Here is a 26906-nt window from a genome sequence, read left to right as displayed (position 1 = left end):
GATTTTAATAAAACCCTCTTGATACCTTTTTCTACTTAAAAATTGTGGGAATTGGAAATAGATTAAACCTGAAATATGCAATATGTTCCCAAATGGTTTTGAAACTGAAAGAAAATCAGACAATTGGGAGAGTAATTCCTGAAATCAATGGGATAAAATCAAAAATAGTCAATAACAAATTGATTATCATTAAATTAAAACATTGAATTGAGTTCGAAATGCATAAAACAGATTAAAATTGGAATGGATAAAAAAAAAGCCTTCCGGAAATATTTCCGGAAGGCTTTTTTTTTTATGCTGGAGTATATTACCAATAAAGAGTCCCAACTGCACCAGCTCCAAGATTGATTTTGGATATTTTTTCACCTTGCTGGATTTGGAAATCCATTGCGGATTTAGAGGTATTCAATACGATCAAAACTAATGTACCATCAGTATTTCTGAAAGCCACATTTGCCAAGCCTTCCGGTTCGTTGGAATCTATTCTCAATGACCCAGGCAGAACAAATTTAGAAGCATGGGCAATGATGTAATAAGCCGGATTGCGGATAACCGAATCGCCATCAATAGTAATCGCACCCAAACACAAACTGCAGCCTCCTCTGTCTGTAAAAGGCTTCAAGTCCGGTGCCGAAGTCAGGTTCCATTCCAACACCGTCCTTGCCCAGTTCCTGGGAGCCCCGATGATCAGGTTTTTGGTATGCCAAACCAAGTCTTCAGGAAGATTCCCTGGGGAACCGATCCATTGTTCGGTGAAATAAATATTTTTGTCCGGATGGGCTTTGTGGACCTCGGAAAGGGCTTCGATCGATCCTCCATAAAGATGAAAGGCCGATCCGTCCACATACTTTTTGGCCTCTGGATCGTCCAAAATAGTGATGGGATAATCTGGTCTGTCCGCATTGTGGTCATAGACGATGATCTTTGTTTTGATCCCGTTCTTTTCAAATTCGGGCCCTAAATGGCTTTTGATAAACTCCCTTTGCTCTTCTGCCTCCATGAGCAAACTAGGATTGTTTCCCGGATGGAGCGGTTCGTTTTGAACCGTGATGGCATCTATGACAAAGCCTTCCTCAGCCATTTGCTCGATGTATTTCACGAAATACAGAGCGTAGGCATCATAGTTTTCAGGAAGTAGTTTACCCCCTCTGGTATCCTTGTTGTCCTTCATCCAAGCAGGGGGCGACCATGGGGAACCCATCAGTTTGATGTCGGGATTGATCGACATGATTTGTTTCAAAATGGGAAGCACATCTTCACGGTCGGGACCCAAATCAAATCGACTCATTTCCGGATCGGTTTCTCCTTCCGCCAAATCATGATAGGAAAATGGATATTCATTGAGATCAGATGCAGCAATGGAAAGCCTGAGGTAGCTGATGCCGATGTTTTTCCCGTCCCTTCCAAAGAGTTCTTCCAAAATAGCCTTTCTTGCTTCCTTCGACATCCCCAAAAGATGAAGCGCACTGCCTTGTGATAGCGTAAAACCAAAACCATCCATTTCCTGATAACCAATGTCTTCATTGATTTGAATGGTCGGAAGGGCCTCAATTTGTTCCGAAAACGAAGGGTCGTCCTGCTCCACAAAGAGGATATTTTGGGCAGGATCTGTCAACCAAAAGGAAAGTGGGGGTTTTGGATCTTCACATCCCAATAGGAGCAAAAGAGGCAAATAATTCAATTTTTTGAGTTTCATCAAGGGTTGGGCTTGCTTGGTTTAATTCTTTTTGTTGGGTCTCTTATATCGGATTGGTGCTTCAGGCTCAGGTTTTAATTCAACACCTTCGGTTTCCATCAATCTTAATGCTTCCTTCACCGCACGTTCCAGTTGCGGATCCCTGCCTTCGATTACGTCCTTTGGCGTCTGTTCGACGGCGATATCTGGTGATATCCCAATGCCTTCGACTGCCCATTCTCCATTGATATCAAAGAACCCTCCTCTTGGTGCCACCATTCGGCCGCCGTCCAAGAATGCGGGTGTATCCCAAGTGCCCACTAATCCGCCCCATGTTTGGGTTCCAATCAGTGGACCGATTTTCATTTTATGGAACAGGTAGGGGAGAAGGTCTCCACCAGAACCTGCTCTTTCATTGATCAGCATCACTTTAGGCCCCCATATTCCGGCCATGGGTGTCGTAAAGGGTCTTCTATCGTTTGCCTTGCTGTTAAAATAACCATGGAGTTCCCTCGCCATGATGTCCACCATATAGTCAGCGGCGGATCCACCTCCATTGTTTCTTTCATCGATTACGGCTCCTTTTTTATCCTGTTGGGAGAAATAATACCGATTGAAATAAGTGTATCCAGGTTGACCCGTGTTTGGGATATAGACATAAGCAAGCTTGTTGTCAGACATTTCCCCAACCTTTCTTCTGTTTCCTTCTACCCAATCCATCATTCTCAATTGGTTTTCATTGGCTACAGGTACGACGGTCAAAACCCTGGATCCATCAGTCAACGGTTTGGTATTGACCCTAACTTTGATTTGGGTGTTGGCCATCCCTTCAAAGTACTGATAGATATTGTCTGTTGATTTGATTTCTTTGCCATTGACTTCCAAAAGGTAATCTCCTTCCTTGATCTCCAATCCTGGCTGGGACAAGGGAGCAAGAAGGTTTGGATTCCAGCTTTCTCCATTATAGATTTTCTTGATTCTGTATTTTCCCTGGTGGATTTCATAATCTGCTCCTAACAAACCGATCGGGGTGCTGGTGACAGATGGGAAATCTCCGCCTGATGTATAACTGTGCCCAACTGCTACTTCTCCGCCTAGGATATCGATGATGTAATTCAAATCCGAGCGGTGTCTCACATCCTCCACCCAAGGCTTGTACCAATCAAAAATCTCATCCCATGGCGCACCATGTACATTGTCTACGTAAAGAAAATCCCTTTGGTATCTCCAGCCTTCCCGGTAAATCTGTCCCCACTCTTCTTTTGGAGTGATTTTTACCTTGAAATTGGACAAGGCTTTCAAGGTTCCATCTCCAACTTTTTTCGGACCACCGGTAGTTTCGATAATTCCCCAATTCCCATTGGCTTGGTAAAGCAATGATTTTCTATCCTGAGAAACCGAGCCAGTGTTGATGCCTGAGAGGTAAATCTCAGTTTTCCGATCTTTGAAATTATACCGGTGCAAGGTGACACCTTGTTGGTTCGGGATCGCTTCTGTGTAGAAAACATGGTTTTCGGGGCCCGCCATCAATTCCATATAATTTCTGTCGGGAATGTCCACAGCAACAACCCTATTCCACAAACCTTCTTCATCAATGACAACAGGCTTTATTTCATCCTTTTTTTCTGCTTTCTTGTCATTTTCTTTGGCCTCGGCTGGCTTTGCTTTTTCTTCGTCACTTTGGGGAAGAAGCGGAGATTTTCCGGTTTTACTCAAGACGCTGAGATAGAGATTGCGCGTTGTGGGTCGGTCATAAGAACTCATGTCCAACCATCCCGTATTCAATCCGAAATTGGTGCTGGCCAAAAAGAAGAGATAATCCCCGCTGATATCCCAAACAGGGGAAATTGCATCCGCCATTCCGTCTGTCACTTGGATTTTCTTTCCCGACGCGATGTTGTAGACAAAAATTGCTTTGAATTGGCTGTCGAGCAGGCGGGCGTAAGCGATCCATTTGCTATCGGGGGACCACACAGGATTCAAGGATCTGTTGGGATGTGCAAATCTTTCGGTGTCTGCAATCTTGGCCACTCCGGAATTTATGTTGACAAACCAAAGGTTGTAATCTGTATCCGTGTAGGAAATAAATTTTCCGTCAGGAGACCAATCGGGTTTAAAGTAAAACGACTTGCTGGGTAACTGGATGACTTTAGGGGCATTCAAGCCTTCTTGGTCACCGATCATCAATTGGTATTCTCCTGATAGATCCGAAAACCAGGCAATTTGCTGCCCGTCTGGTGACCAGACCGGTGCGCGGTCAGCGATTCCCGAGCTTTGGGTAATGTTTCTGGCATCGCCTTTTTCTTTGGGAACGGTCAGGATTTCACCTCTATATTCAAAAAGTGCCCTTTGTCCCGTCGGAGAAAGCGATGGATTCGTCAGGCGATTTCCAGTGACTGTTTCCCATCTTTCTCTTGCCCAATGAAAATCACCTTTAACCGTAATTTCCAATTGTTTAGTTTCACCACTGGTGGGATTCAATAAATGGAGATATCCTCCTTGTTCGTAGACCACATGGGTTTCATTTGCATCTAAATTTTTCACATCGAAATTGCTATGAAAAGTTTCTTGTTTCAAGTCCCCGGATTGAGGATCATAAGACCATACATTGTTGGCAAAATCCCTTTCCGAAAGGAAAAAAATTCTTTTTCCAAGCCAAATGGGTTGGGTATGGCGTTCATTGTCTGATTGCGGCGTCATTTTCAATGAAAAATCCGTAAGGTCCACTATCCAAATGGGTTTGGCTTGGCCTCCACGATAGTTTCTCCATTCGGCATCCCAAAAAGCGATCTGCTGATAGGCAATGTGCTTGCCATCGGCAGAAATCCTGCCATTGACCGCCCTTGGGATGGGAAGGGATTCTTCCATGCCTCCTTCCAAAGAAATTTTGTAGAACTTTGATTCTTTGGTTGGCACTCCTTCTCTACTGGAACTAAAAAGAATATGCTTGCCATCCGGGGTCCAACCTGTCACCAAATCAGCTCCGGGGTGCCAAGTCAACCTCCTTGGTTCTCCACCTGCTGTTGGGATCACATACACGTCGGTATTCCCATCGTACTGAGCAGAAAAAGCGATATGTTTTCCATCAGGTGAAAAATTGGGTGAATTTTCCGCTCCTTCATTGCTGGTCAGTCGAATGGATTCCCCACCGCTGATACTGGTTCGCCAAAGATCATTGGCATATACAAAAACAATATACTCCTTACTGATGGCAGGCTCCCGGAGCAATCGGGTTCCTTGACCAAAGGTCAATTGGCTGGACAATACACAAAGTAATCCAAAAACTAATTTTCGCATGCGTCTGATTGGGTTTATACAAGTAAACTAAAGTAAGAAAAGGAAAGCATGCGAAAAAACCGTTGAAGGAAATCCTATTTCTTTTTTGAGAAAACCTCCCGAATGGCCTCCAAATAATCAAAGCCAAGGCCAACGGTGGGTTCGATGTAATTTCCCTCCAAATATTCATTCCAACAGCAAACCATGATCGTGTTTCCATTGGTATTTTTGTATGTATCGGATAAACGCTTTGCTTCCTGAATTTTGGCCTTAAAAGTGGCTTTGGTACTGTGGACCCTGTCTTTGATTGGTTCACTTGGAAAGCCTGATGGCTGCGGCCAAGTTCCACCCACGGGTCGCATATCCCATCCCATGGCTACCGGAACTTGATAGTCAAAAGCGGGATCCCGCGCATAAAACTTACTCCATTTGTCCCAATGCCCGCGGTAAGTAGCCCTCATATCGGCATAACTTTTATTGTCTTGCTCGTAGTAATTATGATAGACGTACCCAGTCATTCCCTCAAAACCCATTCCTTTGAGCCTTGGCACATAATCCTGCAAAAGCAGTTTGTCTGTATAGGTTCCGCCTTCCCAAGGTCGTGTTGGATTGTTTGGGATCCATTTGGTTGGCAACCCATATTGTTTTTCGATGGGCAACATTGGACCTGATGCTACGGCAATGAATTTGATTCCTTGCCATCCATTTTTTATAGCCCTGGCTTTTGATCGATCCAAAAGTTCCTGCATGCTGATTCCATAGAAAGCAGCTCTGGATTCCATGTCTTGGGGGAAATAAATGTAGACGATAGGACGTCCATTTTCATCTTTGAGATAATCGGTCCTTCCAAAATATTTATCTATCCAAAGTTGCGTGATTTTATCATGAACCTGAAGGTAAAGGGCTTTATCTGGTTTTTCTCCTGCGTAGTTCCTTTTGGCAGCCAAACTTGCGGGTGAACCAACATCCAACCACAATCTCCATCTTTCATCGCTGTCATCACACCAATTGATGGCCCATTTCATTTGTTTTGAAGCGGGTAGCTTCTCATTTTCCCGGAGCAAAATAGTCAGTTGATCATTCCATTCCTCCAAGCCAGGTACCGCAACCCGACCATCTCGCGCAGGATCAATTTCCCAACCTTTAGGGTAATAAATATTGGCTTGCGGCGCAAAATTGCGGTGATGAAAATAATGCCTTCCAAAAAACCAGTTGTACGCAAAAAAATCAATCCCATAATTCTTCATGTATTCCAACTGTTTTTTGGCAACCTCGGGATCGGTTCTTTTGTAAAATCCTTTTAAAGAAGTATGGGGTTTTCTGTCCAAAAAAGGTCCTTCATAAGGATAGCGATTGTTGTAAATTCTACCTTTTGGTCCCCATATCGCAGGGTTTTTTAAATGAGAGCAATCTTCCCTACCCGTAATACAGGACCAAAAACTGTCTATATCCTTGTTGGGATCTGGAGAGGTATTCCAGGAAGGCATAAAATAGACCCCTACCAAATTCCCTTCCTTATCTTCGGATTTCCTCAAATCGATTTCGGAAGTACGGCTATTTTCTAGCCTCGCCTGTGTAGATTTATCGCTGGTTTCCAGTTGCGGGGAGTTGGAGTCCTGTTTTTGGATAAGCTTGGATTTTTCGCTGCAGGAAAATATTCCAAGTAGCATGAGGAGGGCGAGATTGCACAAAAGTTTTGAAAGGTTGTTTTTCACGGAGGTCAATTTTTATAAAATTACCATTTCCATAAAAAAAAGCATGCTTTTCTTCAATTCTTTACTGAGTGAATGGATTTTTTTTGCAAAAAACCTTCTCAATTTAATTTCTCCAAAAGCGCATCATAATAGGTATTGCTGACCGGGACAGTCTTTCCCGAAATGGTCACTTGGTGGCGTTCTATTTTTTGGATCAATAAGGTATTCACGACAAAAGACCTTTGGGTTTTTAGAAAACCGGTTGGGAGAAGGCTTTCCACCTCACCCAGAGTCATTCTGCTGAGTATTTTCTGATTGGGTAGGTGGAAGGTGACATAGTTTCCGGTTGCTTCGCAAAACAAAAGATCCTCAAAATTGACCTTGATTTGTTCATATCCGGTTTTGACAAATAGAAATCCATGCGATGGTCCGTTTTTGAGATCGTACCATTCCTGGGCCTTTTGACAGGATTTCAAGAATCGGCTGAGGTTGAATGGTTTCAGCAAGTAATCTATGGCATCCAGTTCAAAGCTTTTGACGGCATGTTCGGAATAGGCCGTGGTGAAGATTACCATCGTTTCCTTTGGGATCAGGGTAGCCAATTCCATTCCTGAGATATCCGGCATTTTGATATCCAAAAAAATCAGGTTTACGGGATTTTCTCTGAGATAATCCAAGGCCTTGATGGCATCGGTAAAAACAGATTTGAGTTCCAAAAATGGCACTTTAGAAGCATGTGATTTCACCACTTCCAAAGCCATGGGTTCATCGTCAATGGCTATTGCTGTCAGCATTTTAGGTCAATTGAATGGATAAATGTACAAAATATTCAACCTCATTTTCCCGAATGACCAATTCATGTTTGCCTGGATAAAGAAGTTCAAGTCTTTGTCTGACGTTTTCGAGTCCAATGCCAGAAGCTTTTCTTTCGGGGTCCTCAGCATTGGATCGGTGTATGCTGTTGTTTACATCCAGATGTACAGATCCCGCCAAACATCTCAAGCTGATTTTCACCCAGGATTTGCTCTGGAAGCTGATGCCGTGCTTGAATGCATTTTCCACAAATGGAATCAACAACATCGGTGCAATTTCACCTGCACAAGCTTCTTGACTCCGGTTGAATAGGATTTCAATGTTTTCCTGGTCCTTGATGCGGAGCATTTGAAGGTCTACATAATTGACCAAGTATTCTTTTTCCCGTTCCAAAGGGATTTTATCCTGATTATTTTCGTGGAGCATAAAGCGCATCATGTCGCCGAGTTTCTGGATGCCTTCAGACGTTCTTTCTGCATTTTCCTGAAGCGCAGTGCCATAAAGCGTATTCAGGGCGTTGAACAGGAAATGGGGATTGATTTGGGAGCGGAGAAAACTGAGATTGGCTGAACTCTGGTCAACCTTATAGGTAAGCGTTGTCAATTGACTTAAGTAGTGGTCATACTTGTTGAAAAACAGATTTGACAATGGAAAAATGAGGACCATAATCAAGAAAATAACGAATAGACCAGCAATCAAAAACTCTCCTTTTTGGTTAAATATTGAGAGGAAAATAAATAGGACGACAACAAAAGCAATCAAGGAATAATAATACGTCCATGCCAGTCTATTTTTTTTCGCCTTTCGATTTCCATATACCAGAAAGAAATTGAACAACACCAAAAGGATCAGCACAGGCATTACCAAACCATAAGCCCCCAAAATGGCCGAATGAATGATGGAATGTGATTGGAATAAAAAGAGCAAAACAAACAAATATAGGGCAACCAATCGGAAGGCATTGTAAACCTGATAATCTTTAAGTTTTGGGGGATAGATTACTTGATTCAGTATATAGACAAACACCAGGTAACCTACATATATGGCGATGGTATTGAAATAGAATGGGATCATAAAATCCCTTGTCATTCCGGCCACTACCGAAAATGTCCCGATGATAACCCAAGAGCCTATCAATATTAAAATTGCATAGAGGATCAATTTCCATTTTTTTCTTTCTAAAAAGAATTTGGGGAGCAATCGGATATGGAAAAGATAAAAGGAAAGAAAAAGCGTCAATGGGATAAATACTTTCGCAAAGTAGGACTCCAATTCCCTGTCAGTGGCATCTCTGTAAAAAATTCCTGCATCGAGGACATTGACCAAAACGATGGCCAAAAATAACAATGTCAGTATCCACCATTCTATTTGTTTGAAGGGTAAAGCTTTTTCTTTCATGTTGGAAGTCTTAAAGTTTTTGAATGCGTTGGGTAAGTGTTTCATTTTTTTGGAGGGAATCGGGATAGATCCCAAAATAGGAGGATGACTCAGGGAAAATCGGAGGGCTTTCCATTCCAGGCTTTTTCACATCTGGATTGGGATGCATTTGAAATGCCAAATGAAGATTGTAGAGCAATCCCGATAGGATCAGAAGATAAACCTTCCAATGGTTTTTTCTCGGCGCCAATTTTTTCCCTGAAATCATTATGCAAGAATAGTGGAAGCCCCATTTTCAAGCAAAAATATGTGATGAGGTCTCCAAACAAGGGGATGGAAAATCGTTATGCTCCTCAAAGGACATGGAATAAAATCCCTCCTTGAAATGCAACCGGCAATTATGGGTTCGTGCTTTTCCAAATGATCAGACGGAAATCCCTTCGAATTGATAGTCCTCTCAAATACCCTCCAATACCCGCATGATGCTGCGGATTCCCAAAACCAAAGTAATCACCCAGATCGCCAAACCCAGGACATTGAAGCCCAAAGAATTTCTGTATTTCCCCATCACGGAGGCTTTATTGATCACCCATAAAATATAGGCACTGAGGAGTGGCAGCAATATCCCGTTGGCTAGCTGGGCGAAGGTGATCAATTGGACGGGTTTTATTCCAAAAGAGGAAAAAACCAACCCCAGTCCCAAAATGGCCAAAATACTCACCCGCATGGTCCAATTCTTTATATCCGTAGACCAACCAAAACAACCCGCCACCACAAAAGCACCTGCCAATGGGGCGGTTATCGCAGAGGTGATACCAGCGGCAAACAATCCAAATCCGATAAAATATTTAGCAGCAGCACCCAACAAGGGCTCCAAGCCAAGGGCCAAATCTACGGCATTGTTGATTGCATCTGCATTTCCACTTGCACCGGTGATGACAATGGCCATAGATACCAGGCCTCCCAAGACCACCGCAACAATGGTGTCCACCCGAACAAATTTCAGATCCTCTCCTGATTTCCACTTTTTTGAAACCAATGAGGAATGAAGAAACAGGTTGTATGGAACCACCGTGGTGCCAATCAAGGCGACTATCGTCAGGATGTTACCGCTGTCAACTCCAGGCACGAATCCCTGAAAAATAGCCAACATGGATGGTCTGACCATCACGGCAGTTACCAAAAAAGTGATGCTCATGAGGATGACCAAAGCAATCAAATATTTTTCAATCAACTTGTAATTCCCAGTCATCAGCAAAACCAGAGCGATCAATCCAATGGACAAATTGATCATGTTTATACTTGCTTGACCAATGGTCAATACCGGTGCTTTGATGAAGATTTCAATTCCCATCGCTCCACCACTGATATTACCGGCTTCGTAAGCGGCGTTTCCAAGAACAATGGCAAGTAGGATCAAACCCAGTGAAAAATAGCGGACGATGCCTTTGGTCAGCGTTTCACCGATGACTTCAGTCAGGCCTTTCTGGGTGACCAAGCCAATCCGAGCAGCCATTTCCTGCAATACTACGGTCGCAACCATGGAGAGCGCCAAAGCCCACAGCAGGTCAAATCCAAAATTCACACCGGCAAGCGTGCAAACGGTAACAGTCCCAGGCCCGATAAAAGCAGCTGCAACCAGTGGACCCGGACCTATATAATTCCTCCAATTGCCTCTCATGGGGCTTGCAACAATGCATAAACCGCAAAACTCCCCAACCAATGGGTGCCTTCGTAATTGTCATCTACAATAGAGGGAAGAGAGTATTGAATATGAGCATTTGCAACAGCCATCAAATGTCCATAATCCTCGGGATAAGCATGGATCAAACCGTAAATCACCCAAGCCCTGCTGAAGTTCAGCCCATCCAAATGGACCAATTTCCCATCGGTTCTATCACTCACTCTACCCGGCTCGAGAGAAAAATCATTTTTGGCCAATTGCGGCAAAAATCCATTTGCCCAAATTTTGAATTCCTCCTTACCCAAAACCTTCCGCATGATGTCCAATTCCTGAAAACAAGGGGAAAGGAAATCAAAACCACTGGGCTCCCATGTCAAAGGACAGTTCTCGTCATTTTCAAACCAATCCAAGGCCCGCCTCCGGATGAGTTCCTTTAAGGCTTGGTGTTCCACTGTTTGGGCATAATCATAAGCCAAGGAAAGCCCAAATGCAATGTTGGAATGTTCTCCAACCCGAATGGGATAAATCAGTTTGGGAAGAAACTCCAAATATTTTTCCACCATCAACTCCGTAAGCGGTTGGAGATTTGCTTCCAGTTCCCACGCCAAAGGATCTTCCCATTGGTGCAGTTCCTCGGCAAGTTTCAGGATCCAGGCCCAACCATAGGTCCGCTCAAAGCTTGCATTCTGTGGCCCTGAGAAGTAGAATACTTCTTTTTCAATATTAAGGGCAGATAAGTTGGTCTTTAACTTTTCCTTTATTTCTTCACGATTGTCCAAATCAGGGAATTGTCGAAGGAGGGTCACCAACATCCAGTGCCCATGGACGCTTGAATGCCAGTCAAAACAACCGTAAAAGGCCGGATGCAACTCCATAGGGCCTTTTAGGTAGCTTTCGTTTTCCAAAGTCTGATTGAGTTTATTCGGGTATTCCACCTGCATGCAATGGAGTGGGAGCAAAGCCAAACGATTGGCCTCGGCCAAGGTCAATCTGATGGGTTCCAGGTTAGCTAGTTTTTGAGATTTTTCTGTGGGCAAATCGGATAGGGCAATGCTGCCCAAAAGGAGAGAAAGGAGGAGTGTTTTGATCATAACAAGTAACTTGAGGCTTTGAAATCGAAATATGCAATAGGTTTCCTATCAGAGGTTGAAAATGCAAAAAAAGTCAAACTATTGATAGAATAAGGCATATAACCGATATTGAGAATCAAAAACCGTAAATAATGGTGTGCCAATTAAGCAATTTCCGGTTGAAATGGAATTGGTAATGCATAACATGGCTTGAATATACCTGAAATCCTCTTTTTAACAATCAGAATTATTGATTATACTTGTTTCATCTGATTGTCCTCCATGAAAAAAATTCTCAAAATTATATTCGGGATTTTCCTGATTCTAACTCTTTTGGTCATCCTTACCTTGATCGGATCTTACCGAAAAGATATTTCTCCAGAAATCTTGGTGGAGAAATATGCCGATCAAAATTCATTCTTCCTGAAAGTAAATGGGTTGAATGTGCATGTCAAAATAAAAGGGGAGGGGGAACCGATTTTTTTGATTCATGGAAGCTTTTCTTCTTTGCATACATGGGAGGCTTGGGAAAAAGAATTGAGTCCTTATTTTATGACTATTTCGATGGATCTTCCCGGACATGGATTGACCGGACCGGACCCCGGAAAAGGCTATGGCATTTCTGATTATTCCGCTCTTGTATTTGGCATAGCCGACCAACTTGATTTGGATGAATTTCATGTGGCGGGAAATTCGATGGGAGGGGGAGTCGCCTTGAAAATGGCTTCGGATCATCCTGAACGGATATTGAGCTTGAATTTGATTGACGCTTCCTTTCAGGCGAAGCAACGGAATTCAGGAAGCCAAAAACCTTCGGGTAATCTGATCAGTTCTATCACTAAACTGGCACAAAATCCCATTTTTTCAAATCTGCTCTTGAAATGCACACCGAAATTCATTTTCAGAATGAATATGGAGCAGGTTTTCTTTGACCAAGCCAAAATCAAGGAAGAATCAGTGACCAGATATTATGAATTGATCAGAAGGGAAGGAAATAGGCAGGCCACCATCGATCGCCTGACGACAAGGAAATCTTATGAGATCGATTTTGAAAGACTGAAGATGCCGGTATTGATCATGTGGGGAAAGGAAGATCGATGGATCCCTTTGGAAAGGGGAAAGCAATTGGCGGCTGATATTCCGGGCGCAAAATTGAAGGTGTTCGAACAAGCTGGTCACGTCCCTATGGAGGAAATTCCGACGGAGACTGTCAGGGAATATTTGTCATTCTTAGGCATTCAACTGGATATGGACTATTTTTCCGCTCCTAAATATCTCAGTTATGTCCCTTGATGTTTTCCTTGTCTCCATCCTGCTTCTCCAATCCGCCCTATTGGTTTATTTTACCCTAAAATCAAGAAGCAATGTGGCCGATCCGGATCTTTTGCAAAGAGAACTCTCCCAACTTCGTCAGGATACCGCCCAGCAAATGCAAGCAAACAGGGCTGAAATCACCAATGGATTGATGGCACAATTTGGATTGGTCTTCGAAACACTCCGCGGAAATACCAAGGACCAAACCGAGGTTTTACGGGATTTTGGAAGACTTTTTAAAGAAAATGTCAAGGAATTCAATGATCTCCAAAGAGAGAAATTCCAGGATTTGATCCTGAAACAGGAGCGAATGCTTCAGTCCACCGAAGAACGACTCGAGAAAATGAGGGAAACCGTCGATGAGAAGCTTCAAAAGACGCTTGACGTCCGATTGGGTCAATCCTTTGAATTGGTCAGCAAACAATTGTTGGCGGTACAAAAAGGTTTAGGAGAGATGCAGAACCTTGCCGTTGGAGTTGGGGATTTGAAAAGAGTACTCAGCAACGTGAAAAGCAGGGGAGTATTGGGTGAATACCAGTTGCAGAGTATTTTGGAAAATATCCTTGCTCCCGACCAGTTTGAGTACAATGTCCAAGTGAAAAAAGGCAATTCCGAAAGGGTGGAATTTGTCATCAAGATGCCTGGAAATGGCCAAGATGGCCCTGTCTTTCTACCAATGGATGCCAAATTTCCGCAGGAGACCTATTACCGTTTGTTGGATGCGTATGATTTGGGTGACAAAATCGTGATCGATGCCGCTCGCGCCGATCTTTTCAAAGCCATAAAAAAATCCGCACAAGAGATCAGCCAAAAATACATCAATCCCCCTTACACCACAGATTTTGCGGTTTTGTTCCTTCCCATGGAGAGTTTGTATGCAGAAGTTCTTCGAGACGGGGATTTGGCACAGATTTTACAGCGGGATTATAAGATCATCATGACCGGCCCCACCACTTTGGCCGCGATTCTGAACAGCCTTCAGATGGGTTTCAAGACACTGGCCATCCAACAGAGAAGCAGCGAAGTTTGGAAGGTTTTGGGTGCCGTAAAAACAGAGTTCTCCAAGTTTGGGGACCTGATCAGCAGGGCACAGAAAAAAATCCACGAAGCACATACAGACCTGGACAATTTGGTCGGTACCAGAACCCGGGTGATCCAGAGGAAGTTAAAAGAGGTGGAAGAATTGCCGGAAGAGGAGGGTAAAAAGTTTTTGGAATAATGATGGTCCTTGAATATTGGTTGAGTATGTTTGAAAAAAAACAAGTTATGAAGTACATTCAGATCATTGCATTTTTGTTTTTAGCAAATCCTCTTTTTGCCCAAAAGATTTATGATGTTGATGAAAATATACGGAACAATTCTGTAGTCATCACACAGACTGCAAGAGGAATGATTTCCGATCGAAATTATCAAAAAGCTTCAGAATTATTGGAAACAGTCATGGAGAAGGATCCATTTTTTCATGCAGCTTATGTGAATTATTACAGTGCCACCAGGAATATCCCTTCCAAAACAGGCAATTTGATAAGAATCCTAAAGGAAAGTTTGTCAATCTTTGAAGAAGATGATGAATTGGCTTATTATCTCGGGAATGTTTTTCAGGCTGAAAATCGGTATCCTGAGGCGATCAAGGCGTATTCTGAGGCCATTGCTTTTAGCAAAATCAACGGTGAGGACTTTCCTATCGTCTGGGCTTATTATTTCAATAGAGCAAATTGTTTGTTGAAAACCAATCAACATGCGAAAGCCATTCCCGACTACACGTATTCTCTAAAACTCAGTCCAGACAATCCTGATATCTACACCAACAGAGGATTTTGTTACTACAAAACAGACAAAAGAGCTGCAGCATGTGATGACTGGAACAAAGCCATTCAATTCGGAAATCCTGCCAGTGAAAAATATTTGAAGTCTTTTTGCAAGTAAAATTATTTTCAAGTGTGTTTTTTGGATTGAAACAAAACATAATGACTTTTTATCTCTAAAAGCCCATTAAAGTAGTTAAATTTGCTGGCCGGATTTACCTCTAAAATTTCACATCCATGGGCATGAAGATCGTAATAGCAGGTGCGGGAGATATGGGTTACCATCTTGCCGAACACCTTAGCTATGACAACAAAGACATCATCCTTATCGACACCGATAAAGATGTATTGGACAATGTATCTGCGCATTTGGACGTGTTGACAATATTGGGTGATTCCACTTCTTTGGAAGTCCTCAAAAGTGCAAATGTCAAAGATGCCCACATGGTCATGGCCGTGACCACTTCCGAAAAAACCAATATCGTAACGGCCTCACTTGCCAAACAGCTTGGCGCCAACCGGGTTTTGGCAAGGGTAAGAACCCATGATTACTTGAGTCCGGAAAACGATAAATATTTCAAAAACATCGGGATTGACAATATCATTTCCCCGACGATGCTCGGCAGTGCGGAAATCTATAGAATGATCAAGAATTCCTCCTTTTCAGATGTTTTTGAATTCGAACAGGGAAAACTGAATGTAGTAGGGATTACACTCGATCAATACAGTTCCTTGGTGAACAAAAAAATCTCCGAAACGAGCAATTTACTTTTTGAAGATATCAGAATCATTGCCATCGTTAGGGACCAATTGACCATCATCCCAAAAGGAAATACGATCATTAGAAACAACGACCATGTCTTCTTTATTTCCAATAAAAAAAATGTAGAATCCATCATCGCCATCCTGGATCAAAAAAGAGTAGACATCAAGAATGTCATGATCATAGGAGGTGACGACATGGCCTTTGCAACCTCACTGAAGTTGGAAGCAGAATACAGGGTAACACTCATCCATAGGGATAAAGAAAGGTGTAAATGGCTTTCTGAAAGACTGGATAAAACATTGGTTATCAATGGAGACTATAAAAATGTTGAACTTTTGATTGAAGAAGGCCTGGAGCAAATGGATGCTTTTATTTCCTTGACAGAATCATCAGAAACGAATATTATTACGAGTTTGAGTGCCAAAAACCACGGCGTTTACAAGACGATTGCCCATGTGGATACCCGGGAATACATCCATATTTCACATAGTATCGGTGTGGATTCATTGATTAATAAAAAGCTAGTTGCGGCGAATCAGATCACCAGGTTCCTGAGAAAAGGAAATGTGGAAGCAGTCTCCGGGATATATGGTGTAGATGCTGAATTCATTCAGTTTGTGGTGACAAAAAACAATCGTGTAACCAAAAAAGCTTTGAAAGACCTTCATTTTCCGGAAACTGCCATCGTCGCAGGAGTCATCAGGAACGATGATGTGTTTATCCCCGATGGAGATTTTATCCTTCAAATCAATGACAAGGCGATCGTTATGGCCTTGCCTGAGGCCAAAATCCCACTAGAAAAACTTTTCCATTAAAAGATGATTCATTTCAAGGCCATTGGAAAGATTATGGGTGCATTGTTGATGCTTCTTGGGCTTCTTATGCTGCCTGGTGTTGGATTTTCATTGTACTATGAAAGCGGGGATGAAATCTCTCTGATAACTGCCGCCATTGTCTCTGGACTGATAGGGGCGATTTTATTTTTCTCCTTTTCCAAGCAAGATCAAAATATCCGAAAGCGGGAAGGATACATGATCGTCTCAGTCAGTTGGTTCTTGATGTCCATTTTTGGGATGCTGCCTTATTTGATCAGCGGTACCATTCCAAATGTTGCAGACGCCCTCTTTGAAACGGTATCGGGATTGACGACTACGGGAGCTTCCATTCTAACGGATATTGAAGTAATTCCTAAAGGTATTTTATTTTGGAGAAGCATGACGCAGTGGATAGGTGGTTTGGGTATCATCGTTTTGACCGTCGCTATTTTTCCCCTTTTGGGAATTGGTGGAATTGAACTATTTGTGGCAGAATCCCCGGGGCCAACCTCCGACAAATTGCATCCGAGAATCCGGGAAACAGCAAAACGTCTCTGGTATATCTATGTTGGATTGACCTTTGCCGCAGGGCTTTTGTATTTTCTTGGAGGGATGGATTTTTATGATGCGGTGAACCATGCCTTAACCACCATGGCCACGGGTGGTTTTTCAACCAAAAATGCCAGTATGGCGTATTATGATGGCCCATTTATCCAGTATACCGCAATTTTATTTATGTTTTTGGCAGGTACTAACTTTACGGTCATCTATTTCAGTCTTACCGGGAAATTTGACAGGGTATTTCGGTCTGATGAATTTAAAGCTTATGCGACCACCATCATTCTTTTGGGAATTGGTTTGTCTATACCCATCTACTTTTTCAGTGGTTTGGAATACGAAAAAGCATTCAGGGATACCCTTTTCCAGGTTGTTTCTTTGATTACCACCACCGGCTTTGTGTCTGCAGATTATACCAGGTACCATATTGGAATCACATTGATTTTTTTCATGCTTTTGTTTATGGGTGGATCTGCCGGTTCTACTGCTGGCGGAATTAAATTTGTTAGGCATTTGGCCTTTTTCAAAAATAGTTGGCTGGAATTCAAAAGGATCGTTCATCCAAGAGCGGTAGTTCCACTAAAAATAAATGGAGATCGGGTAACAGGGAAAATCATCACACACATTATGAATTTCCTCTTGATTTATCTCATGATCTTTGTGATGGGTTCTATCGTGCTCACGATAATGGGATATGATATCCTTACATCTTTTGGCGCTGTAGCCACTTGTTTGGGAAATGTGGGGCCTGGAATCGGAAAAGTGGGACCCGTCGATAATTTTTCTTTCTTTTCCCCCACCGCAAAAGTATTTCTATCCTTCATCATGCTCCTGGGAAGACTTGAACTTTACACAATTCTGATTCTATTCACCCCTTATTTCTGGAGGACAAATTAGGATTTGGAAATCGTAAATTTAAAGGTTGATCCAAGGCCGAGTTTACTTTCCGCCCAGATTATCCCGCGGTTTTTTTCAATCAATTCCTTGGAAAGCAAAAGGCCTATTCCAGTACCCGATTCCTGATGGGTACCCGATGTGGAGATAAATTCTTTCCCAAAGAGCTTGTTTAAATTTTCTTCTTTTATTCCAACGCCCGAATCTTCAACACTGATCGTGTAGGTTCCATCTGATCTTAAAAGACAACTGATCTTGATTTCATCATCCTTGGATGTGAATTTTAAGGCATTGGAGATCAAATTCCTCAATACGACTTCCAACATGGCTTTGTCAGCTTTCACCATTAGCGGATCAGGGACCTTGTTGAATAGCTTTTGGCCTTTGAAATAGTTTGATTTTTGGAAGAAAGAGAAGTTGTTTTCGATAACCAAAAACAAATTAAAAGTTTTGAAATTTGCTTCCATTCCCTTCATCTGACTTTTGGACCATGTTAGGAGATTTTCCAGCAGGATGGTGTTGTTTCCTAGATTTTGAGAAAGCAGGGGCAAGAAGGATTTAAATTCATCTTGTGTCAGGTCATTCTGGTTCATCAATTCAATCATTCCCTGAAGGGAATGCAGTGGACCTCTTAGGTCATGGGCAAGGATGGAAAAAATCTTGTCTTTCACTAAATTCAATTTGTCAAGTTCTTCAGCTTGCTTCTGAATCCTGATTTTTTGTTCCAATAACTTATTTAGATTGTCTTTTTCCTTTTGAAAAGATCTATAGTAGACAAAAAATGCTGCAAAAAGGACCACGACCAGTATCGTCAGAATGTAGGATATCCACAATTTGAAATTGTCATTTTTATCCTTCAATAAATTCTCCCGATTGAGTGCCTCAATTTCATCCTTTTGCTTTTGGATCATCAAGGCAGAAAGATAATTTTTTGTTTTTTCCTCATCGATGGCATTTTTTGCTTCAGACAAAAGCTCCAAATATTGCATAGCTTTTTCTGGTTGATTTTTTTTGAGGAAAATTTGGTAAAGCAATCCATATACGGTGACCATGCCTGTTGAATTGGGATGGGACACATTTAACTCAATCGCTTTTTGCGCCATTTCAATGGCTTTTTCATCTTGATTGCCCTTAAAATAGACTTCTCCAAGTTTACCATAAGTGGATACAGCACCTCTTTGATCATGAACCAAGGCATAATCCAAGAAAGTCCTAATATCGGCTTCCGCTGCTTCCAAATTCCCAAGTTGATAATAAATATCCCCTCGGTTAAGTTTAGAGATGGTCACTTGTCTCTCATGATCCAAATCCATTCGGATTTGGATTGCCTTGTTGATGAGCTCAATGGCAAGTAGGTAGTTTTTGATTTCGCTATATGCCGCGCTCAAACCCGTATAGGTATAGCCAAGTCCTTCCATGAAATTAATTTCTTGAAAAATTGTCTGTGCCTCTGTATAAAAATCAATCGATTCCTCATGAAGGTTTTGATAGTGATAAATCTGTGCAATGTTGTTCAATGCAAAACCTTCCTCTTTTTTGTTTTGAATACTCCTGCTGGTTTTAAGTGCCTCGTCATAATATTTCAAGGCTTCCTCTTGAAGATCCAAATTGCGATAAAAAATTCCCAGACGGTTTAGATTTTGGGCCTCGATATTTTTATCGCCAAGCTTCTTGGCCATATCGATTACTTCCTCATAATAGACCTGCGCAGAGTCTGAATAATGGTTTTTCCAAGCCCGCTCACTGAAGTACTGCAAGTTCTCTATACTTACAGTAGTATCGCTTGATTCCTGTACCAAAATGCCAGCAATCAATATCGAACCATTTGCAGTATTGACCTTGGTTCCAAGAAAAAAAACAATTAGGCACAATTGCATGAGCATTAGCAATTGCTTTTTTAAAAAGAATTTTGGGCACATTTTCAAGGGATAAGCTTACAGGGATCATAAATCGATCGAAACTAGGTTTTAGTTGCTCGAAATCAAAGCAAATCACAATTAATTCATTCAAGTAAATGAGCTTTCATTTTCACAATCCTGTCCTCGAGTGTTTCCGAAGAAAGTGTGGCCCTTAATCGATCAACCATGATGGGAAATGAAAATGGGGTAAACTGCCCCGGAAACCTAACTTTTATCTCCTGACGGTTAATCTTCCGGATCGCCTCCAAAATTTTGTCTTTCTCCATCTGAAGGTCCAAAACTTCCCGATGGGCCTGTTCGAGTAACAAATTTGTGGAATCATATTCTTGGAACACACCATAAAGAATTCCCGACGTGGATTGAAGATGCTTAAATTTCAATGGTTTGCCAGGAAATCCCTGAAAGACCAATCCCGAAATGGTGGCAATGTCTCTGAATTTCCTTTTGGCCATTTCGCTTTCGTTGATGCAGGTCAGGATATCTTCGGTGAGGTTTTTTTCCGAAAACAGATCTTGTTCCAAAATTTCTTCGATCGGAATGTCAATGTCGGATAGCAGTTCAAAGCCATAGTCATTCATCGCTATGCTGAAACTGATCGGATAACTCACGCTTATTCTATATGCCACCAGTGCGCCCAAAATTTCATGGACAACTCGTCCTTCAAAAGGATAGAAAAACAGATGGAATCCTTCCTTGGAAATGTTCTTTTCTATCAAAAAGGTGCGCCGATCAGGCACCATAGACAATCGCTCCTGTAATTTCAAAAGTGGAGCGATATATTCTGCTTCTTCGGTCAAAAAATCATTCTGGGAGGCAGCTTCCAAAATTTCCCGGATTTTAAAAGCCAATTTGGAAGTCAGCGAGATTCTACCTCCCATAAACCTGGGTACGTTCACCGTTTTTTTCTTTGAAAGTTGTACCAATGCACTCATTTCTTTGATTTTGATGAATTCCAAATTTCTCCCTGCAAAGAAAAACCGGTCTCCAGATTTAAGTTTTGAAACAAAATTCTCCTCAACCATTCCCAGATAGCCTCCAGTCTTGAACCTAACCTTCAGCATCGGATCACTCACAATCGTCCCCATGGAGAGCCGGTGACGCATGGCTGTTTTTTTATTATTGACTTTATAAAGTCCATTTTCCTCTATTTCTACTTTGGAGAATTCATCATATCCGCTTAAGGATTCACCCCCATGTGTCACGAATGCTATGACCCAATCAAAGTTTTCCTTGCTGATGTTTTGGAAGGAATGGGTATTCCGGATGACTTCCAGGATTTGGTCAAAAATAAATCCCTCACCGACAGCCAAAGTAATCAGGAACTGAATCAATACATCATATGTGTTTTCGGGGCAATGGATATTTTCCATTTCCTCCTGTTGGATCGCAATTCTGAGCCCGGCAGCCTCCATCAATTCCAATGAGTTGGTAGGTACAAAATAGATTTCACTTGGCACCCCAGGCCTATGTCCCGAACGGCCGGCTCTCTGGACAAATCTTGCTACTCCTTTTGGACTCCCGATCTGAATGACCGCATCCACAGGCCTAAAATCCACACCCAAATCCAAACTTGAAGTGCAGACAACGACTTTCAACCGCCCATCATGCAGGGCATTTTCAACCCATGCTCTTACAGCAGGATCCAGAGACCCATGGTGCATGGCTACCCATCCCGCCCAATCCGGTCTTTTTTCCAGGATCTTTTGGTACCAGATTTCAGTTTGCGCACGGGTATTGGTGAAGAGCAGTAGGGAGGATCGGCTTTCGATGATTGGTATGATTTTATCCAAAAGCTTGATACCCAAATGGCCGGACCATGGATATTTTTCCAGCTCGTCAGGATAGACCGTATGCATGGTAATGTTCTTCTTGATCTTGGCACGGATGATTTCACTCGGGGCATTTTTCCCAACGAGGATTTCGCATGCTTGCTCCAAGTTTCCGATGGTAGCCGATATTCCCCACAGCTTTAGGGGAAGCGGACTGCTTGCTTTGATGTATTGGACCGCCAACTGAACCTGAACACCTCTTTTGTTTCCCATCAATTCGTGCCACTCGTCCACCACGATACATTTGAGGTTTTCGAATAGCTTTTGGTTTTCTTTTTGGGAAAGTAGGATATGCAAGGTCTCAGGAGTAGTCACCAAACATTCAGGCGGGTTCCTTTTTTGGGAAAGTTTCTGTTTGGCATCCGTGTCACCGTTTCTTACCGAAACTTTCCATGGCAAACCGATTTCAAGGCAAACTTCCTGCATGGCTTTCTGAATGTCCTGTGCCAATGCCCGTAGAGGGGTGACCCAAATGATCTGGAGACCATTTTTTTTGGGCTTTTGCCAATCATCGGGATTGTCTCGGATATATTCCAATAAGATCGGAATCCAGAGTGCAAATGTCTTCCCGCTTCCTGTAGGTGCGTTCAGTAACCCGGATTTACCCAAAAGGTAAGCTTCCCATGTCTCTGTTTGAAAAGCAAAAGGCTGATATCCTTTACTTTTAAAATAATCCTTGCCAATTCGCAAATCTTTATCCACCATATTCGGAAAGCAACGATTTTAGATCTGATAAAGTGTTTGCTTCCGACACAGGTTTGTCCTGTCTCCAACGTTGAATGCGAGGAAAACGAAGTGCTATCCCGGATTTGTGCCTGGGACTTTCCTGAATTCCCTCAAAAGCGATTTCGAAGACTAGCCCAGGTTTTACCGTCCGCACAGGACCAAAGCGTTCCAGCGTGTTTTGCTTGATATATTTGTCTACTTCCTGTATTTCCAAATCGGTCAATCCCGAGTAGGCTTTGGCAAATGGGATCAATCTATCCCCATCCCAAACCCCGAATGTGTAATCAGAATAAAGATTTGACCTTCTGCCATGTCCTTTCTGGGCATAAATGACCACACCATCTATGGTCAAGGGTTCTGTTTTCCATTTCCACCAATCCCCTCTTTTTCTCCCAACCCCGTAAGTCGATTGGATATTTTTCAGCATAAAACCTTCAGCAAACATTTTTCTGGCCTCTAGGTGAAGTTCACGCAATTCATGCCAGTCCAAGGCTTTCACCTCTACCGAAATCAGTAGATTTTCCTCCTTTGTTTCAAAAACGATTTTCTCCAAAATTGCTCTTCTTTCTCCCATGGAGAATCCTCGGATATCTTTCCCCTGGCTTTCCAAAATATCATAGGTGATAAAACTTACAGGTGCTTCCTTCAATATTTTCTTGCTGAGATTCTTTCTCCCTATCCTGGTTTGCAATTTGGAAAAGGGTAGGGGTTGCCCATTTTGGAAGGCAAGGATTTCTCCATCCAGTACAGTTCCGTTGGGTAATTTCTTTGCCATTTCCATCAATTCTGGGAATTTCTCTGAAATCAATTCTTCCCCTCTTGACCAAACAAAAACTTCCCAATTCCTCTTGATAATCTGGCCGCGGATCCCATCCCATTTCCATTCTATCTGCCAGTCTTGAATGGATCCAAGGTCCTCCAATTCCTTGTCAACCGAATAGGCCAAATAAAACGGATAAGGTCTGGAAAGGTCATCGGAAAAATTTTTGGCTAAAATCAAATCCTGGAAACTCACCGAGTTGGGATGCCAATCGCCCATAATTCTATGGGCAACTTCTGTTTTCTCCATCGCAAAGGTATTTGCCACTGCTTGGGTGACCAGATTTTGGCTGATTCCTACCCGAAAACCTCCAGTGATGATTTTGTTGAAAATAAAGCGGCCATCTTTGCCCAGGGATTTCCAGGCATAAATGATTTTTTCTTTTTTTTCAATCTCATCCAATCCTTCCAGTCCAACCAAATATTGAATCCAATAGGAGAGAGATTCTTCTCGAATCTCCACGGAAATAGGCAAAAGCAAGGATAGTGTTTCGGCCAAATCACCAACGGAATGATAGGATTCCTCAAACAGCCACATGGGAATTTCCGCCCATTCACAGCACCATTCCCGCATCAATCGGGTATTGATCTGCCTTTTAGGACGTTTATTGGTGAAGAGTGCAATGGCCCATAAACGATCTTGATCCACCGCATGTGCAAAATAATCCCCCAAAGCAGCCAGCTTATCACTGGTTTTGTTGCTCTGATCCAAACTGGAAAAAAGAAGTGCAAAATGCTTCATTGGCTTTGTTTAAATCAAGTCATTTATTTTAAGTGATGAAAATCACATTGAATCTTCATTAAATTGAATAAATTGAGGTGTGAAATTAACCAAATCCTCGATTCGGTCGTTATTAATTCAAAACACAGAAGAAATGAAAAAGTTGGCTTTTTATTTATTGATGGCAGTTGTACTGGTTTCCTGTCAACCAGAAGAGGAACAAAAATACACCAGCAATGAACTTGAATATGCGCTTTACCAAGGTTCTGAATTTGATTACCAAGGGAAAGTAAATGTTAGGGAATTGGCGAATGGATCGCTCGAGTTGTCCATTGTATTGTCCGGTAAAAAAGATGCTGGAGAGTATTTTTTTCCTACTCATCTCCATTTTGGCGGGTTTGACAGTCCCGATGCACCCATAGCCCATCTTTTGAATCCCGTGAACATCAAGGATTTGAAAAGTGAAACCGTTCTGGGTCCTTTATCTGACGGAAGGAATTTGACCTTCAGTGATTTCAAGAATTTTGATGGACATATTAAAGTTCATCTTGCTGATAGTGGACCTGAATATGGAGTCATCCTAAGTGTCGGCAACGTTGGCAACAATGACAATAGCCTGGATGCATTCAATAGGGAAATGATCACCGTTTGCTCACCGTATTTGGGTAATTAGACTGACGATAGATCAGGTAAGCTTTATCATCTTCTGGAATGGGGTAGGGGGATTTAAAATTGGCAACTTCAATTGCATATCCTTTTCACCTGTTTCATGCATTACCAATTTTATTCCAATCTAAAATTTTTTAATAATCAGTTAGTTGTACACTTTTTTTGACTTCACCATATCGGTAATTTTCCTTAATCCATAAAGCATTGAATTTCTTTCGGTTGCAACCCTATTAGGAAGACCAATGCATATTTCGGGGTTCTATTTTTAAAAAGGATAGTTTCCCAAATCCAAGTTCCATAAAATAGGCAAGATGAAGTACGAAAATATTGTGATGATGGCAATTGAAATCAAATTCATCCAAAAGCCTGCTTTTACCATATCCGGAATGGTCAAATAACCTGATCCAAACACTACCGCATTTGGGGGAGTCGCCACCGGAAGCATAAAAGCACAACTCGCAGCCATGGTTGCAGCGACCAAAAGTCCAAATGGATGTACACCCATGGAATAAGCCACGGCAGCCAAAATCGGCAAAAGCATGGAAGCCGTGGCTACATTTGAGGTGATTTCTGTCAAGAAATTAACTGCTGCAATGATGATCAAAAGAAAAAGCCAAAAAGCTATAAAATCAAGGAAAACGAATTGATTTCCAATCCAGGAGGCAAGTCCGGTTTCCTTGAATCCCTCAGCCAAAGACAATCCACCACCAAAAAGCAATAAAATACCCCAAGGGATCTTTTCTGCGGTCTTCCAATCTAATAATTTAGTTTTACCATCAGAAGCGGGGAGGACAAAAAGGAGAATCACTCCCGTGATCGCGATAATGGTATCATCAAGGTCAGGTAGTAAATCCTGTAAAATCAAGGATCTCGCTATCCACGAAAAACTCACCAAACCGAAAACCCACAAAACTCTTCTTTCTTCTGTAGATATCGGACCAAGTTGTTTGATTTGATTTTCGATTTCTTCTTTTCCACCAGAAATCGAGAAATTTTTCGGAAAGGGATAGGCCAAATTGACCAAATAGAACCAACAAATTCCCAATAACAGAATTGAGATAGGCAAACCAAACAGCATCCATTGGGAAAAGGAAATTTCATAGGCATACAATTGTTTGACTACACTGGCCAAGATAATGTTTGTTGGCGTTCCAATCAATGTGGCCATTCCACCTATGGAAGCGCTGTAAGCAATGCCCAACATCAATGCTTTACCAATCCTTGATGGGTTGATTGCACCAGTTTCTTTCAAACCATTGGAAAGCTGGCTCACCACGGCAACAGCTATAGGGAGCATCATCAATACTGTGGCAGTATTCGAAATCCACATGGATAGGAAAGCTGTGGCAACCATAAATCCCAGGATGATCCTTTGGATATTTGTTCCTATAAAAGCAATAATGGTTAAAGAAATCCTTTTGTGCAAATTCCATTTTTCAATGGTGACCGCAATCATAAATCCACCCATGTAGAGCAAAACCATGGGATGCGCATAAGATGAGGCGGTGTCGGAAATATTCAGCGCTCCCAAGAGCGGCAACAAAATCAAGGGCAACAATGCCGTCGCTGCGATGGGTATGGCCTCAGTAATCCACCAGGTGGCTACCCAAGCCGTCACAGCCAGCATAGACAAAGACTCAGGAGACATGCCTTTGGGAGAAAGAAAAAGTAGGATGAACAAGAAGAATAGAGGACCTAGGTAGAGGCCAACCTGTGCGGATTTTATTTGGGACATTTCATTTTTAAATTGAGCATAAGGATACTTAAAAAATCATGAATTTCAAACGGATGGAGAGGAATGCAGCATATATGAATCACTATATTTAACATAATGTAAATTATATAACTTTTAAAGAGCGCTGCCTGCGATAACCGTACATGTTGGTTGCATTCAGATCCAAAAAAATCCCGCCGTATACCAATTGATTAATAACGGCAACTTTAAAGGTTATACAAGTGATTTGAGATACCAATTTCAATCTGACCTGAAGTTGATTAATGAATATTCAGTTGTTTGCTTTTTTTGCCTTCACCCTATTGGTTATCTAGTTTAAATCCCATCAGCTAACACAACGCATATTTTGAATTTAACAACTGACCTGAATCTGGATCTGGCTTGAATTTCTTCTTATTGTCTCCTAGGCCCAAATTGATCGAGTTAACCACCTAAGCAATATGTCTTTCCTCCATTTCATTATCCATTCAATTCCACTCCATATTTACTTAGCAATCAATCAGTTGTTTGCTATTTTTAAGTTCACCATATCGGCACTACAACTTATTCTCCAATTAGTCTGATTTTCTTACAGTTCCAACCCCAATAGGAAATCCCAATGCCTATTTCCATCTAACTTATGATAGGGCAGTATTTAATTCATCGGCTGACATATTCAGTGATTTCATCTTTTTTTTAATTGATGCAATCATTCGCTCTTTCATTTCTTTTTGGTATTGGTCTAAATTCCCAGGCTGATATCTTTCT

General features: G+C 42.0%; 18 protein-coding genes. 6 read left to right on the top strand and 12 right to left on the bottom strand.

Features of this window, described 5'->3' with window-relative positions:
• Positions 1-307: 307 nt before the first annotated feature.
• The 8 genes from Q7J63_RS10200 to Q7J63_RS10165 form a co-directional block, all read right to left on the bottom strand.
• Positions 308-1696 (bottom strand): glycoside hydrolase family 30 beta sandwich domain-containing protein, encoded by a 1389-nt coding sequence (locus Q7J63_RS10200; protein WP_304885873.1) that lies wholly within the window; start codon positions 1694-1696, stop codon positions 308-310.
• Between the two features lie 21 nt (positions 1697-1717).
• Positions 1718-4972 carry a S41 family peptidase gene (locus Q7J63_RS10195; protein ID WP_304885871.1) on the bottom strand — a complete coding sequence of 1085 codons (3255 nt, stop codon included), beginning with the start codon at positions 4970-4972 and terminating at the stop codon, positions 1718-1720.
• A gap of 74 nt (positions 4973-5046) precedes the next feature.
• The gene (locus Q7J63_RS10190; RefSeq protein ID WP_236613229.1) at positions 5047-6666 is read right to left on the bottom strand and encodes a glycoside hydrolase family 99-like domain-containing protein; all 1620 of its coding nucleotides are present in this window, start codon (positions 6664-6666) and stop codon (positions 5047-5049) included.
• Between the two features lie 98 nt (positions 6667-6764).
• Positions 6765-7439 (bottom strand): LytTR family DNA-binding domain-containing protein, encoded by a 675-nt coding sequence (locus tag Q7J63_RS10185; RefSeq protein WP_304885869.1) that lies wholly within the window; start codon positions 7437-7439, stop codon positions 6765-6767.
• Position 7440: 1 nt separating this feature from the next.
• On the bottom strand, positions 7441-8901 hold the full coding sequence (locus Q7J63_RS10180; protein ID WP_370691887.1) for a sensor histidine kinase: 1461 nt from the start codon (positions 8899-8901) through the stop codon (positions 7441-7443).
• Positions 8867-9103 (bottom strand): hypothetical protein, encoded by a 237-nt coding sequence (locus Q7J63_RS10175; RefSeq protein ID WP_304885867.1) that lies wholly within the window; start codon positions 9101-9103, stop codon positions 8867-8869. Before Q7J63_RS10175 ends, Q7J63_RS10180 begins: the two co-directional genes overlap by 35 nt.
• A gap of 189 nt (positions 9104-9292) precedes the next feature.
• Positions 9293-10516 carry an Nramp family divalent metal transporter gene (locus Q7J63_RS10170; protein ID WP_304885866.1) on the bottom strand — a complete coding sequence of 408 codons (1224 nt, stop codon included), beginning with the start codon at positions 10514-10516 and terminating at the stop codon, positions 9293-9295.
• Entirely contained in the window at positions 10513-11610 is a 1098-nt protein-coding gene (locus Q7J63_RS10165) for a DUF2891 domain-containing protein (protein ID WP_304885864.1), read from the bottom strand. The genes Q7J63_RS10170 and Q7J63_RS10165 overlap by 4 nt, the downstream gene beginning before the upstream one ends.
• A gap of 261 nt (positions 11611-11871) precedes the next feature.
• On the opposite strand from Q7J63_RS10165, the gene Q7J63_RS10160 reads away from it, so the two are divergent.
• The 5 genes from Q7J63_RS10160 to Q7J63_RS10140 all read left to right on the top strand — a co-directional run bounded on the left by Q7J63_RS10160 (position 11872) and on the right by Q7J63_RS10140 (position 17744).
• Positions 11872-12882 (top strand): alpha/beta fold hydrolase, encoded by a 1011-nt coding sequence (locus Q7J63_RS10160; protein WP_304885862.1) that lies wholly within the window; start codon positions 11872-11874, stop codon positions 12880-12882.
• Entirely contained in the window at positions 12872-14122 is a 1251-nt protein-coding gene (locus Q7J63_RS10155) for a DNA recombination protein RmuC (protein ID WP_304885860.1), read from the top strand. The genes Q7J63_RS10160 and Q7J63_RS10155 overlap by 11 nt, the downstream gene beginning before the upstream one ends.
• A 47-nt stretch (positions 14123-14169) precedes the next feature.
• The gene (locus tag Q7J63_RS10150; RefSeq protein ID WP_304885858.1) at positions 14170-14829 is read left to right on the top strand and encodes a tetratricopeptide repeat protein; all 660 of its coding nucleotides are present in this window, start codon (positions 14170-14172) and stop codon (positions 14827-14829) included.
• Between the two features lie 116 nt (positions 14830-14945).
• Entirely contained in the window at positions 14946-16289 is a 1344-nt protein-coding gene (gene trkA / locus Q7J63_RS10145; protein ID WP_019600319.1) for a Trk system potassium transporter TrkA, read from the top strand.
• A 3-nt stretch (positions 16290-16292) separates the two neighbouring features.
• Entirely contained in the window at positions 16293-17744 is a 1452-nt protein-coding gene (locus Q7J63_RS10140) for a TrkH family potassium uptake protein (RefSeq protein WP_304885856.1), read from the top strand.
• Here the strand turns inward: Q7J63_RS10140 and Q7J63_RS10135 are convergent.
• The 3 genes from Q7J63_RS10135 to Q7J63_RS10125 form a co-directional block, all read right to left on the bottom strand.
• Entirely contained in the window at positions 17741-19624 is a 1884-nt protein-coding gene (locus Q7J63_RS10135; RefSeq protein ID WP_304885854.1) for an ATP-binding protein, read from the bottom strand. The two genes, Q7J63_RS10140 and Q7J63_RS10135, sit on opposite strands and share 4 nt — an antisense overlap.
• A gap of 119 nt (positions 19625-19743) precedes the next feature.
• On the bottom strand, positions 19744-22194 hold the full coding sequence (locus Q7J63_RS10130) for a ligase-associated DNA damage response DEXH box helicase (RefSeq protein ID WP_304885852.1): 2451 nt from the start codon (positions 22192-22194) through the stop codon (positions 19744-19746).
• Entirely contained in the window at positions 22184-23776 is a 1593-nt protein-coding gene (locus Q7J63_RS10125) for an ATP-dependent DNA ligase (protein WP_304885851.1), read from the bottom strand. Before Q7J63_RS10125 ends, Q7J63_RS10130 begins: the two co-directional genes overlap by 11 nt.
• Before the next feature lie 133 nt (positions 23777-23909).
• Here Q7J63_RS10125 and Q7J63_RS10120 point away from each other — a divergent pair, with 133 nt between their 5' ends.
• Entirely contained in the window at positions 23910-24428 is a 519-nt protein-coding gene (locus tag Q7J63_RS10120; RefSeq protein WP_304885849.1) for a hypothetical protein, read from the top strand.
• 261 nt (positions 24429-24689) lie between these two features.
• Here the strand turns inward: Q7J63_RS10120 and Q7J63_RS10115 are convergent, their stop codons facing one another.
• Positions 24690-26159 carry a DASS family sodium-coupled anion symporter gene (locus tag Q7J63_RS10115; RefSeq protein WP_304885847.1) on the bottom strand — a complete coding sequence of 490 codons (1470 nt, stop codon included), beginning with the start codon at positions 26157-26159 and terminating at the stop codon, positions 24690-24692.
• Positions 26160-26906 lie beyond the last annotated feature (747 nt).

It is taken from the genome of Rhodonellum sp. (genome assembly GCF_030656585.1).
Lineage (GTDB): Bacteria > Bacteroidota > Bacteroidia > Cytophagales > Cyclobacteriaceae > Rhodonellum > Rhodonellum psychrophilum.
This window is presented reverse-complemented; position numbering and strand designations above follow the sequence as displayed.